13 protein-coding genes are annotated in these 11,527 nt (G+C 63.9%); 5 read left to right on the top strand and 8 right to left on the bottom strand.

All coding sequences use genetic code 11. The features are described from left to right. Nucleotides 1-189: 189 nt before the first annotated feature. Complete coding sequence (locus APH30_RS13220; protein ID WP_009683295.1) at nucleotides 190-720, bottom strand: bacterioferritin; 531 nt, start codon at nucleotides 718-720, stop codon at nucleotides 190-192. A gap of 47 nt (nucleotides 721-767) precedes the next feature. Next, nucleotides 768-1,109, bottom strand: a complete 342-nt coding sequence (gene osmE, locus APH30_RS13225) for an osmotically-inducible lipoprotein OsmE (RefSeq protein WP_054912818.1) — start codon at nucleotides 1,107-1,109, stop codon at nucleotides 768-770. Nucleotides 1,110-1,232: 123 nt separating this feature from the next. On the opposite strand from osmE, the gene APH30_RS13230 reads away from it, so the two are divergent. The 3 genes from APH30_RS13230 (at nucleotide 1,233) to APH30_RS13240 (ending at nucleotide 3,580) form a co-directional block, all read left to right on the top strand. Further along, nucleotides 1,233-2,123 (top strand): triacylglycerol lipase, encoded by an 891-nt coding sequence (locus APH30_RS13230; RefSeq protein ID WP_054912819.1) that lies wholly within the window; start codon nucleotides 1,233-1,235, stop codon nucleotides 2,121-2,123. A gap of 91 nt (nucleotides 2,124-2,214) precedes the next feature. Continuing rightward, a complete protein-coding gene (locus tag APH30_RS13235) occupies nucleotides 2,215-2,502 on the top strand; it encodes a PsiF family protein (protein WP_029885715.1) in 288 nt (95 codons plus the stop codon). 70 nt (nucleotides 2,503-2,572) lie between these two features. Further along, on the top strand, nucleotides 2,573-3,580 hold the full coding sequence (locus APH30_RS13240; RefSeq protein WP_009683291.1) for an AI-2E family transporter: 1,008 nt from the start codon (nucleotides 2,573-2,575) through the stop codon (nucleotides 3,578-3,580). Nucleotides 3,581-3,718: 138 nt separating this feature from the next. Here the strand turns inward: APH30_RS13240 and APH30_RS13245 are convergent, their stop codons facing one another. Continuing rightward, nucleotides 3,719-4,990 (bottom strand): Hsp70 family protein, encoded by a 1,272-nt coding sequence (locus tag APH30_RS13245; RefSeq protein WP_009683290.1) that lies wholly within the window; start codon nucleotides 4,988-4,990, stop codon nucleotides 3,719-3,721. 175 nt (nucleotides 4,991-5,165) lie between these two features. Here APH30_RS13245 and cbpA point away from each other — a divergent pair, with 175 nt between their 5' ends. Next, entirely contained in the window at nucleotides 5,166-6,119 is a 954-nt protein-coding gene (gene cbpA / locus APH30_RS13250) for a curved DNA-binding protein (RefSeq protein ID WP_054912820.1), read from the top strand. 2 nt (nucleotides 6,120-6,121) lie between these two features. Further along, nucleotides 6,122-6,427, top strand: coding sequence for a chaperone modulator CbpM (locus APH30_RS13255; RefSeq protein WP_009683288.1), 306 nt, complete (start codon nucleotides 6,122-6,124; stop codon nucleotides 6,425-6,427). 68 nt (nucleotides 6,428-6,495) lie between these two features. Here APH30_RS13255 and APH30_RS13260 read toward each other — a convergent pair whose 3' ends face one another. From APH30_RS13260 to urtB, 5 genes are all read right to left on the bottom strand, one after another. After that, on the bottom strand, nucleotides 6,496-7,011 hold the full coding sequence (locus APH30_RS13260; protein WP_029885713.1) for a GNAT family N-acetyltransferase: 516 nt from the start codon (nucleotides 7,009-7,011) through the stop codon (nucleotides 6,496-6,498). Between the two features lie 31 nt (nucleotides 7,012-7,042). Next, a complete protein-coding gene (gene urtE / locus APH30_RS13265) occupies nucleotides 7,043-7,741 on the bottom strand; it encodes an urea ABC transporter ATP-binding subunit UrtE (protein WP_054904943.1) in 699 nt (232 codons plus the stop codon). 146 nt (nucleotides 7,742-7,887) lie between these two features. Further along, the gene (gene urtD, locus APH30_RS13270) at nucleotides 7,888-8,745 is read right to left on the bottom strand and encodes an urea ABC transporter ATP-binding protein UrtD (RefSeq protein ID WP_029885711.1); all 858 of its coding nucleotides are present in this window, start codon (nucleotides 8,743-8,745) and stop codon (nucleotides 7,888-7,890) included. Beyond that, the gene (gene urtC, locus APH30_RS13275; RefSeq protein ID WP_009683284.1) at nucleotides 8,742-9,821 is read right to left on the bottom strand and encodes an urea ABC transporter permease subunit UrtC; all 1,080 of its coding nucleotides are present in this window, start codon (nucleotides 9,819-9,821) and stop codon (nucleotides 8,742-8,744) included. The genes urtD and urtC overlap by 4 nt, the downstream gene beginning before the upstream one ends. Beyond that, nucleotides 9,821-11,308: an urea ABC transporter permease subunit UrtB gene (gene urtB, locus APH30_RS13280; protein WP_009683283.1), complete on the bottom strand. Its 1,488-nt coding sequence runs from the start codon at nucleotides 11,306-11,308 to the stop codon at nucleotides 9,821-9,823. The genes urtC and urtB overlap by 1 nt, the downstream gene beginning before the upstream one ends. Nucleotides 11,309-11,527: the final 219 nt, after the last annotated feature.

Below are 11,527 nucleotides of genomic sequence, written 5' to 3' on the forward strand. Positions count from 1 at the left end.
CTAATGCCAGTCAGTTAAGTAATTTGGGGCCGCTTTGCGACCCTTCGCGGGCACGCCCGCTCCTACAGGTAATCGCGCATGTCTTGATTTCAGCGCCAAACCTGTGGGAGCGGGCGTGCCCGCGAAGGGCTGCAGAGCAGCCCCAGTAACGCTTAACTGACTGGCATTCCGCTAAGCGTCCCCTGGTCCTTACAAGCCTTGCAGCAAGTCGGACATGTCGTCTGCGTGCTCTTCTTCCTGCGCCAGGATGTCTTCGAAGATGCGGCGGGTGGTAGGGTCTTTGTCGCCGATGTACTGGATGATTTCGCGGTAGCTGTCGATCGCGATGCGCTCAGCGACCAGGTCTTCCAGCACCATCTCCTTCAGGGAATTACCGGCCACATACTGAGCGTGCGAGTTCTTGGTCAGGTTGTCGGGGTTGAAATCCGGCTCGCCGCCCAACTGCACGATGCGCTCAGCCAGCTTGTCGGCGTGCTCGGCTTCCTGGTTGGCATGCTCAAGGAATTCGCTCGCGGCAACGCTTGCCTTGATACCGCTGGCCATGAAGTAGTGGCGCTTGTAGCGCAGCACACACACCAGCTCGGTCGCCAGGGACTCGTTCAGCAGGCGCAGGATCTGTTCGCGGTCGGCGTGGTAACCCTCGGTCACGGCGCCTTGCTCAACATGTTGGCGGGCACGTTCGCGCAGGGTTTTTACATCGGTCAGTTCTGTAGCACTCATGTTCATCTCCGAAAGCATCAGGGTGGTCGTGGCATGCAGGGTGAGACTTACGCGCCGTGAATGGCCTCGCTGTCTTCTTCGCGTTGTTTACAGGTTTTGAAACCCTTGGCATCAACATGGCCGGTGGCGTCGAAACGCACGTAATACGGTTGTTGCTTGCCATCGTGGTTAAGAATGTAGTCGTTGCAGGTGCCCCCGTGCGGCAGGTCGATCACGTTCGATGGGCTACCGCCAATGGCGATGACCTTCTGCATGGTCATGCCGTGCTCCACCTGCTTGACCAGCGGTTCGTCACGGTAGGTGACGTAGTCGACCGGGTTTTCCGGGCGGCTGCCGCAGGCGGCCAGGGTGGCGCTTGCCAGAAGGATTGCCAGGGTCTGCTTGTACATGGTCCCGCTCCTTGCAAAGGGTCTGTGTGGTTTTGAACAACAGCGCGCGCCAGGAGTTCGATTGCGATGCCCACGAAAGCCGCTGTAGGGTTGGCCAAACCTCCACGCAAAGGGTCAGGGGCAATGCAGCAGGATTTGGCTACGCAATACCCCTTGGTACTGGGGCCAGGGATGCTCGGGTTCGTCCGGGCGGGGTTCTATCCCTACTGGTTCGGTATTGTCCCGGCCTTGCGCAAAGGGGGCGCGCGGGTGTTCCCGGTACAGGTTTCGCCGCTGCACAGCAGTGAGGTGCGCGGCGAGCAACTGCTGACCATCATCGAAGACATCTGCAGGCGCACAGGCGCCGCCAGGGTCAACCTCATCGGCCACAGCCAAGGCGCCCTGAGTGCGCGTTACGCAGCCGCCAGGCGGCCAGCCAGGGTGGCATCGGTCACCTCGGTGGCCGGGCCCAACCATGGCTCGGAGCTGGCCGACCACCTGCAACGCACGGCGCCGGGGGATTCGCCCCAGGGGCGTATGCTGAGAGCGGTGCTGCATGCCCTTGCCGTGGTGCTGGGGTGGCTGGAAACCGGTTGGCGGCGCGGCCCGTTGCCGGTGGATGTGCATGCCTCGCATCAGTCGCTGACCAGCGCCGGGGTGGCACTGTTCAACCAGGCTTACCCACAGGGCTTGCCGGCCACCTGGGGCGGGGAAGGTGCCCATGAAGTCAACGGAGTGCGCTATTACTCATGGTCCGGCACCTTGCAGCCCGGGCTGACCGACCGGGGGCGCAACCGCTTCGATGGCAGCAACCGTTTCTGCCGCCTGTTCGCCCGCAGCTTCGTCAGGGAAAAGGGCCAGTGCGACGGTATGGTGGGGCGCTTCAGCTCCCACTTGGGGCAGGTGATCGGTGACGATTACCCGCTCGACCACCTCGATATCGTCAACCAGCAGTTCGGCGCCGTAGGGCGGGGTGCCGAGCCGGTTCGGCTGTTCACCGAACACGCCGCGCGGCTCAAGGCGGCAGGCCTTTAACGGTGGATGTGGGGGGCTGGGGGCTGAAATTCTTGGCTACACTCTCACCTCGACACCCGTGCATCGGGCACGGAGCCCAGGAGACCACTCCATGAAAGTGCTGCACATCCCGTTACTGGCCCTGGCGTTGATGTTCAGCGCCCAAGGCTTCGCTGCCAACACCGCGCAGCAGGAAAAAATGAAAACCTGCAATGCCGACGCCACCGCCAAGGCCCTCAAGGGCGATGAGCGCAAGGCCTTCATGAGCACCTGCCTGAAGAAGAGCGCCCCGCAAACCCAGCAGGAAAAGATGAAAACCTGCAACGCCGACGCCACCACCAAAGCCCTGAAGGGGGACGAGCGCAAAGCGTTCATGAGTGACTGCCTGAAGAAGAAGTGACCTGCGCCTATGCCTGCGCCGTCAAGGCTGGCAGACTGCGGGCATTCCCGCTGTCTGCCTTCGAGGCTGTATGACCTTTACCCCGCGTCAGATTACCTTGGCCAGCCTGATCATCGTCATGGCCGGCCTGCTGCTGGCTTTGCCGCTGAAGTTATTGCCCAGCCTGCTGGCCGGCTTGCTGGTGTTCGAACTGGTCAACATGCTGACCCCGCGCCTGCAACCCCTGCTGGCCGGGCAACGCGCGCGCTGGCTGGCGGTGGCGCTGCTGGGCACGCTGGTAGTGCTCAGCCTGAGCTTGCTGATTGCCGGCGCGTTCAGCTTCCTGCTGCACGAGGCGGAAAACCCCGGCGCCTCGTTGGACAAGTTCATGGCCCTGGTCGAACAGGCCCGCAGCCAGCTGCCGCCGTTCATCGAAGCCTACCTGCCCGCCAGTGCTGCCGAATTCAAGGTCGCCATCGGCGACTGGATCAAAAGCCACCTCAGCGACCTGCAACTGGTCGGCAAGGGCATGGCGCACATGTTCGTCACGCTGCTGATCGGCATGATCCTCGGCGCCATCATTGCCTTGCAGCGCATTCCCGATGTGTCCCGCCGCAAGCCGTTGGCGGCGGCATTGTTCGAGCGCCTGGCCTTGCTGGTACAGGCGTTTCGCAACATCGTCTTCGCCCAGATCAAGATTTCGCTGCTCAACACGGCCTTTACCGGCATATTCCTGGCAGTGGTGATGCCGCTGTTCGGGGTGCACCTGCCGCTGACCAAGACGCTGATCGTACTGACCTTCCTGCTGGGGCTGCTGCCGGTGATCGGCAACCTGATGTCCAACACCCTGATCACCATCGTCGGCTTGTCGCTGTCGATCTGGGTGGCGGCGGCGGCGCTGGGCTACCTGATCGTCATCCACAAGGTCGAGTACTTCCTCAACGCCCGTATCGTGGGTGGGCAGATCAGCGCCAAGGCGTGGGAGCTGCTGCTGGCGATGTTGGTGTTCGAGGCGGCGTTCGGGCTGCCTGGGGTGGTGGCGGGGCCGATCTACTATGCCTACCTGAAAAGTGAGCTGAAGCGGGCCGAGCTGGTCTGACAGATTGCCGGGGCCGCGCTGCGGCCCATCGCGACACAAGGCCGCTCCTACAGCCGACTGCGTGCATCCAATGATTGCACCTCACCCTGTAGGAGCGGCCTTGTGTCGCGATGGGCTGCAACGCAGCCCCAAAATGGATCAGGCTACCCCGTACCGCTTGCGCGCTTCGATCGCCAGCCCACTACCAATACTGCCAAAGATATTGCCCTCCACATGCCGCGCATTGGGCAACATCGCCGACACGCTGTTGCGCAATGCCGGAATCCCGCTGGAACCACCGGTGAAGAACACCGTGTCGACCTGGCCTTCGCTCACCCCGGCCTTGGCCAGCAGCTCGCTCACGCTGCCGCGCACACGCTCCAGCAACCCCTCAATGGCCTCTTCGAACAGCACCCGGGTCAGTTCGGCAGACAGTTCAGGCTCGACCCGGTGCAGGTCGATGCGGCGGCTGTCGCGCTCGGTCAGTTCGATCTTGCTGGCTTCCACTTCCATCGCCAGCCAGTGCCCGGCACGCTGCTCGATCAGCTTGAACAGCCGGTCGATGCCGAAGCTGTCCTCGATGTCGTAGCGCATGCTGCCCAGCGCCAGCTGCGACTTCTGCGAGTACAGCGCGTTGATGGTGTGCCAGGTGGCCAGGTTGAGGTGGTAGCTGGTCGGCATCAGGGCGCCGCTTTTCATGCGGCTGCCGTAGCCGAACAGCGGCATCACGCCCTGCAGGCTCAGCTGCTTGTCGAAGTCGGTACCGCCGATGTGCACGCCGCCCGTGGCCAGGATGTCGCCCTGGCGCTCGGCCAGCAGGTGGCGCTCTGGCGACAGGCGGATCAGGGTGAAGTCCGAGGTACCCCCGCCAATGTCGACAATCAGTACCAGCTCTTCGCGGCTGATGGTCGACTCGTAGTCGAACGCGGCGGCAATCGGTTCGTACTGGAACGACACGTCCTTGAAGCCGAGCTTGCGTGCCACCTCGGCCAGGGTGTCCTCGGCCTCCTGGTCGGCGGCCGGGTCTTCGTCGACGAAGAATACCGGGCGCCCCAGCACGACCTGGTCGAACTCGCGGCCGGCGGCCGCTTCGGCACGTTTTTTCAGCTCGCCGATGAACATGCCCAGCAGGTCCTTGAACGGCAAGGCACTGCCCAGCACGCTGGTGTCGTGCTTGATCAGCTTGGAGCCCAGCAGGCTTTTCAGCGAGCGCATCAGGCGGCCTTCGTAGCCTTCCAGGTACTCGTGCAGTGCCAGGCGGCCATAGACCGGGCGCCGCTCTTCAATGTTGAAGAACACCACCGAGGGCAAGGTGATCTTGCCGTCTTCCAGGGCGATCAGCGACTCGACCCCAGGGCGGTGCCAGCCAACCGTGGAGTTGGAGGTGCCAAAGTCGATGCCCAGGGCACGGGCCGGGGTTACGTCAGACATGGGAAAAGGCTTCCGGAGGCAAAACGGCCGCGCAGTTTATGCCAGTTGGCTACAGAATCAAGACCAGTCGTCTGCGATGGAGCAAAGCCAAGGCGGTCTTGAAAGGCTATGCTTGACCCCTATCTTCAGTAGCATCTTCAGTTGCAACACGCACTTTCACATTGGTGATCCACAGATGGACTTCAAAGACTATTACAAGATACTTGGCGTAGAGCCCACGGCGGACGAGAAGGCGATCAAGGCCGCGTACCGCAAGCTGGCACGCAAGTACCACCCCGATGTCAGCAAGGAACGCGATGCCGAGGACAAATTCAAAGAGGCCAATGAGGCCTACGAGGTTCTGGGCGACGCGCAGAAACGTGCCGAGTTCGATGAGATCCGCAAGTATGGCGGCCAGCACGGCCGGCCATTCCAGGCGCCACCGGGCTGGGAAAACCGCGGTGGCGGTGGTGGCTTCGAGGGCGGCGATTTCTCCGACTTCTTCAGCTCGATATTCGGCAACCGTGGTGGCAACCCCTTCGGTGGTGGCCGGCAGCAGCAACGCAGTGCCGGCAGGCGGGGGCAGGACGTGGAACTTGAATTGGCCGTATTCCTTGAAGAAACCCTGAGCAAGGAGTCCAAGCAGATCAGCTTCCAGGTGCCGCAAACCAATGCCATGGGCCAGCGCACCGGTTTCACCACCAAAACCCTGAACGTGAAGATTCCGGCCGGGGTCACCGATGGCGAGCGTATCCGCCTCAAGGGCCAGGGCGCGCCGGGCAGTGGCGGCGGGGCCAATGGCGACCTGTTCCTGACCATTCGCATGGCACCGCACCCGCTGTTCGATGTTGAAGGCCATGACCTGATCATCACCGTGCCCCTGGCGCCATGGGAGGCTGCGCTGGGCACCAAGGTTGCGGTACCCACCCTGGACGGCAAGATCAACCTCACCATCCGCCCGGACAGCCAGAGCGGCCAGCGCCTGCGTGTACCGGGCAAAGGCCTGGCGAGCAAGCACGGTGAGCGCGGTAACCTGTATGCACAGCTGAAGGTGGTGATGCCGCCGGCATCCGACGAGTCTGCCCGCGAACTGTGGACGAAGCTCGCCGAGAAAGCGGCGTTCAACCCGAGGACACAATGGAGTAAGTGATCATGAGCAGCACCCTGATCGTTCAACTGGACATGCGTACCCTGTGTCAGGAAGCCGATGTCACGGCGGACTGCGTGATCGAAATCGTCGAACACGGCATTGTCGAACCTTCTGGCCGAACGCCAGAGGACTGGCTGTTTGACGATCAGGCGCCGTTGTTGGCCAAGCGCGCGGCCAAGCTGCACCGGGAACTGGAACTGGAGTGGGAAGGGGTGGCGCTGGCGCTGGAGCTGTTGCAGGAAGTGCAGCAGCTGCGCAGCGAGAACAGCATGTTGAAGCAGCGGCTGGGCAGGTTTACCCAGATGTAGGCTTGCGCGCCGGCCTTTGTGGGAGTGGCCTTGTGTCGCGAAAGGGCCCTCCCACAAGCGGCCGCATTTCAGCCTGGTTCAGCTCCCGGGTTCAGTACCCGCTGCATGAAGGTCAAATCCAGCCAGCGGCCGAACTTCACGCCAACCTGGGGCATCTGCCCGGTCACCACGAAACCCAGCCGCTCATGCAGGCGGACCGACGCCGCATTGCCACTTTCGATGGCCGCGACCATCACATGCTTGCCGCAGCCTTGTGCACGCTCGATCAGCGCCGCCATCAACACCGCCCCCAGCCCCTTGCCCCGCTGGTCGCCGCGGATGTACACCGAGTGCTCCACGGTCAGGCGGAAACCCTCGAACGGCCGCCAGTCGCCAAACGAGGCATAGCCCAGCACGCCCGTGTCATCCACAGCCACCAGGATCGGGTAGCCCTGCTGCGCACGTGCTTCGAACCAGGCCTGGCGGTTGGCCAGGTCTACCGGGGTTTCGTTCCAGATCGCCGTGGTAGTGCGCACGGCGTCGTTGTAGATATCGAGGATGCCCGGCACGTCGGCGGGCAGGGCATCGCGCAGCTGGTAACTCATGACAGGGTCTCGCAAGTACGGTGCTTGCAGGTTAAATGGTTACCAGGCCGCGCACACCCTCGGCTTGCATGTTTTCGCCGCGCCCGCGCTGCACGATCTCGCCACGGGCCATGACCAGGTACTGGTCGGCCAGCTCTTCGGCAAAATCGTAGAACTGCTCCACCAGCAGGATCGCCATGTCCCCCCGTGCGGCAAGGCGACGGATGACGGCGCCGATTTCCTTGATGACCGACGGCTGGATGCCTTCAGTCGGTTCGTCGAGGATCAGCAGGCGCGGCCGGCTGGCCAGGGCGCGGCCGATGGCCAGCTGTTGCTGCTGCCCGCCAGACAGGTCGCCGCCCCGGCGCTGCTTCATTTGCTCAAGCACCGGGAACAGCTCGTAGATGAAGGCTGGCACTTCGCGCGCCTCCCGCGCGGGGAAACGCGACAGGCCCATCAGCAGGTTCTCCTCGACGGTCAGGCGCGGGAAAATCTCACGGCCCTGGGGCACGTAGGCGATGCCGGCGTGTACGCGTTGCTGGGGTTTGAGCGCGGTAATCGGCTTGCCTTCCCATTCGATGCTGCCATCCCGGGCGGGCACCAGGCCCATCAGGCAGCGCAGCAGGGTAGTCTTGCCGACCCCGTTGCGGCCCAGCAGGCAGGTCACTTCGCCGACTTTGGCTTCGAAGGAGAGGCCGCGCAGAATGTGGCTGCCGCCGTAGTATTGGTGCAGGGTGTCGATCTTGAGCATGTTGGTGTTCCTGAAAGTGTTGCTGTGCCTGTGCCGGCCTATTCGCGGGTGAACCCGCTCCTACAGGGACCGCACAGATTTCAAGACTTGTGCATTACCTGTGGGAGCGGGTTTACCCGCGAATAGGCCGGCACAGGTATCCCTGTCTAGCGGCCCAGGTACACCTCGACCACCCGCTCATCCGCCTGCACCTGCTCCAGCGACCCTTCTGCCAGCACACTGCCCTGGTGCAGCACGGTCACGTGGTCGGCGATGCTGCCGACGAACCCCATGTCGTGCTCGACCACCATCAGCGAATGCTTGCCGGCCAAGCCCTTGAACAGCTCGGCGGTGAACTCGGTCTCGGCATCGGTCATGCCCGCCACGGGTTCATCCAGCAACAGCAACTGCGGCTCTTGTACCAGCAGCATGCCGATTTCGAGGAACTGCTTCTGCCCGTGCGACAGCAGGCCCGCCTGGCGCTGGGCCAGCGGCAGCAGGCGCAAGGTGGTCAGCACCTCTTCGATGCGCTGGCGCTGCTCGCCGCTCAGGCGCGCAGCCAGGCTGGCCCATACCGATTTGTCGGTCTTCAGCGCCAGCTCCAGGTTCTCGTACACCGTCAGCGCCTCGAACACCGTGGGTTTCTGGAACTTGCGGCCAATCCCGGCTTGGGCGATCTGGTACTCGCCCAGGCGGGTCAGGTCGAGGGTGTCGCCAAAGTAGGCCGTGCCGCTGTCTGGGCGGGTCTTGCCGGTGATCACGTCCATCAGGGTGGTCTTGCCGGCGCCATTGGGGCCGATGATGCAGCGCAACTCGCCCACCCCGATATACAGGTTGAGCGCGTTCAGCGCCTTGAAACCGTCAAAGCTGACACTGATGTCTTCCAGGCTCAGCACCGTGCCGTGGCGGGTATCCAGGCCCGCCTTGCGGGTGTGGCCCAGGCCGATGGCGTCGCGGCCGGCGCCGAGCGGGTCGAATACCGGTTCGAGCATGAATTCGGGATGCACCGGGGGCACGCCTCTCATGGCTGGCTCCTTTTTTTCAACAGGCCGACCACGCCCTTGGGCAGGTACAGGGTGACGAGAATGAACAGCGCACCGAGGAAGAACAGCCAGAATTCCGGGAAGGCCACGGTGAACCAGCTTTTCATGCCATTGACCAGGCCGGCGCCGAGCAACGGCCCGATCAGCGTGCCACGGCCACCAAGGGCTACCCACACGGCGGCTTCGATGGAGTTGGTCGGCGACATTTCGCTGGGGTTGATGATGCCCACCTGGGGCACGTACAGCGCCCCGGCCAGCCCGCACAGCACGGCGCTGAGCACCCACACCAGCAGCTTGAAGCCGCGCGGGTCGTAACCGCAGAACATCAGGCGGTTCTCGGCGTCGCGCACTGCGGTCAGCAGGCGGCCGAACTTGCTGCGGGTCAGCCGCCAGCACAGGTACAGGCTGGCCAGCAGCAGGCCGACCGTTAGCAGGAACAACACGGCGCGGGTACCTTGCGCGGTGATGTCGAAGCCCAGAATGGTGCGGAAGTTGGTGAAGCCGTTGTTGCCACCGAAGCCGGTTTCGTTGCGGAAGAACAACAGCATGCCGGCGAAGGTCAGGGCCTGGGTCATGATCGAGAAGTACACACCCTTGATCCGCGAGCGGAAGGCGAACCAACCGAACACCAGCGCCAGCAGCCCGGGGGCCAGCACCACCAGGCACAGGGCCCAGGCAAAATGCTGGGTTCCGGCCCAGTACCATGGCAGCTCGGTCCACGACAGAAAAGCCATGAACCCGGGCAGGCCGTCCCCGGCCGCCTGGCGCATCAGGTACATGCCCATGGCATACCCGCCCAGGGCGAAGAACAGGCCGTGGCCCAGTGACAGCAGACCGGCGTAGCCCCAGACCAGGTCCAGGGCGAGGGCGACGATGGCGTAGCAGAGAATCTTGCCGACCAAGGTCAGGGTATAGGCCGACACTTGCAAGGCGTGGTCCGCCGGGAGCAGCGACAACAGCGGCAGGGCGACCAGCAGCAGGGTGACGACGGCGCCGATGGCCAGCGACAGGCGCGGCCCGGCCTTTTGCGTAGCGGTGACTAGCAGTGGCTGGTTCATCAGTCGATTACCCGTCCCTTGAGGGCGAACAGGCCTTGCGGGCGCTTCTGGATGAACAGAATGATCAACGCAAGGATGAGGATCTTGCCGAGTACGGCGCCGATCTGGGGTTCCAGCAGCTTGTTGGCAATGCCAAGGCCGAACGCCGCCCACAGGCTACCGGCCAGTTGCCCGACCCCGCCGAGCACCACCACCAGGAACGAGTCGATGATGTAGCTCTGGCCCAGGTCCGGGCCGACGTTGCCCACCTGGCTCAGGGCTACGCCACCCAGCCCGGCAATGCCCGAGCCAAGGCCGAAGGCCAGCATGTCGACGCGCCCGGTAGACACACCGCAGCATGCCGCCATGTTGCGGTTCTGGGTCACCGCCCGCACGTTCAGGCCCAGCCGCGTGCGGTTGAGCAGCAGCCAGGTCAGCAGCACCACCGCCAGGGCGAAGCCGATGATCACCAGGCGGTTGTAGGGCAGCACCAGGTTGGGCAGCAGCTGTATGCCGCCCGACAACCAAGCCGGGTTGCTGACTTCGACGTTCTGCGCGCCGAACAGCAGGCGGATGGCCTGGATCAGGATCAGGCTGATCCCCCAAGTGGCCAGCAGGGTTTCCAGTGGGCGGCCATACAGGTGGCGGATGACCGTGCGCTCCAGCGCCATGCCGACCCCGGCGCTGATGGCGAAGGCCACCGGCAGGGCGATCAGCGGATAGAACTCGATGGCACCCGGGGCATAACGCTGCACCAGCACCTGGACCATATAGGTGCTGTAGGCGCCGAGCATCAGCATCTCGCCATGGGCCATGTTGATCACGCCCAGCAGGCCGAAGGTGATCGCCAGGCCGAGCGCCGCCAGCAGCAGGATCGACCCCAGCGACAGGCCACTGAAGGCCTGGCCGAGCAGCTCGCCGAACAGCAGCTTGCGCTGCACCTGGGCCAGGCTGGTTTCGGCAGCGGTGCGCACGCCCGGGTCGCTTTCCGCGTCGGGTTGCAGCAGCGCTTCAAGGCGGGTGCGGGCCAGCGGGTCGCCGGTTTCCCCCAGCAGGCGTACGGCGGCCAGGCGTACGGCGGGGTCGCTGGCGCCCAGTTGCAAATTGGCCAGGGCCAGGCCCAGGGCTGCGTGTACGGCAGCGTCCGGCTCGCTGGCGAAGCGCCGGTCGAGGAACGCCATTTGCGCAGGTTGTGCGCTTTTTTGCAGTTGCTGGGCGGCAGCCAGGCGGGTGTCGCTGTCGTCGCTGAGCAACTGGTGGCTGGCCAGGGCATTGTCGATCAAGCCGCGCAGGCGGTTGTTCAGGCGCAGCTTGCGGGTGTCGTCGGGTGCGATGCGGCCCTGGCGCAGGTTTTCCAACAGCGGCAGGCGTGCAGCATCGGGTTGCGCTGCCCAGTTTCCGAGCAGTTGGGCCTGCTCGGCGGGCTTGGCGGTGAGGAAGAATTCGCCCTCGCTGGCGTGGGTTGCCAAGGGCATTAGCAGGAGAAGTGTGAGCAGGAGTCTGAGCATGCGGGCAATCCTGGAAATCGGTGTTGGATTCTTCGCGGGTAAACCCGCTCCTACAGGGATTTCACCGGTCCAGAGGGCAGTGGGGATCCTGTGGGAGCGGGCAAGCCCGCGAATGGGCTGCAAGGCAGCCCCCTGCACTCAGTTACCTTTCACGGCGTAATCTGGCCGCTTGTCATTGCCCGGAATGAACGGGCTCCATGGCTGCGCCCGCAGCGGCTG

Origin of the sequence: Pseudomonas sp. NBRC 111127 (genome assembly GCF_001320345.1) — a bacterium.
Classification (GTDB): domain Bacteria; phylum Pseudomonadota; class Gammaproteobacteria; order Pseudomonadales; family Pseudomonadaceae; genus Aquipseudomonas; species Aquipseudomonas juntendi.

Excerpts from the sequence above, each read along its gene's own strand:
- APH30_RS13220 (WP_009683295.1), bottom strand. The coding sequence starts at position 720 with ATGAGTGCTACAGAACTGACCGATGTAAAAACCCTGCGCGAACGTGCC.
- osmE (WP_054912818.1), bottom strand. The coding sequence starts at position 1,109 with ATGTACAAGCAGACCCTGGCAATCCTTCTGGCAAGCGCCACCCTGGCC.
- APH30_RS13230 (WP_054912819.1), top strand. The coding sequence starts at position 1,233 with ATGCAGCAGGATTTGGCTACGCAATACCCCTTGGTACTGGGGCCAGGG.
- APH30_RS13235 (WP_029885715.1), top strand. The coding sequence starts at position 2,215 with ATGAAAGTGCTGCACATCCCGTTACTGGCCCTGGCGTTGATGTTCAGC.
- APH30_RS13240 (WP_009683291.1), top strand. The coding sequence starts at position 2,573 with ATGACCTTTACCCCGCGTCAGATTACCTTGGCCAGCCTGATCATCGTC.
- APH30_RS13245 (WP_009683290.1), bottom strand. The coding sequence starts at position 4,990 with ATGTCTGACGTAACCCCGGCCCGTGCCCTGGGCATCGACTTTGGCACC.
- cbpA (WP_054912820.1), top strand. The coding sequence starts at position 5,166 with ATGGACTTCAAAGACTATTACAAGATACTTGGCGTAGAGCCCACGGCG.
- APH30_RS13255 (WP_009683288.1), top strand. The coding sequence starts at position 6,122 with ATGAGCAGCACCCTGATCGTTCAACTGGACATGCGTACCCTGTGTCAG.
- APH30_RS13260 (WP_029885713.1), bottom strand. The coding sequence starts at position 7,011 with ATGAGTTACCAGCTGCGCGATGCCCTGCCCGCCGACGTGCCGGGCATC.
- urtE (WP_054904943.1), bottom strand. The coding sequence starts at position 7,741 with ATGCTCAAGATCGACACCCTGCACCAATACTACGGCGGCAGCCACATT.
- urtD (WP_029885711.1), bottom strand. The coding sequence starts at position 8,745 with ATGAGAGGCGTGCCCCCGGTGCATCCCGAATTCATGCTCGAACCGGTA.
- urtC (WP_009683284.1), bottom strand. The coding sequence starts at position 9,821 with ATGAACCAGCCACTGCTAGTCACCGCTACGCAAAAGGCCGGGCCGCGC.
- urtB (WP_009683283.1), bottom strand. The coding sequence starts at position 11,308 with ATGCTCAGACTCCTGCTCACACTTCTCCTGCTAATGCCCTTGGCAACC.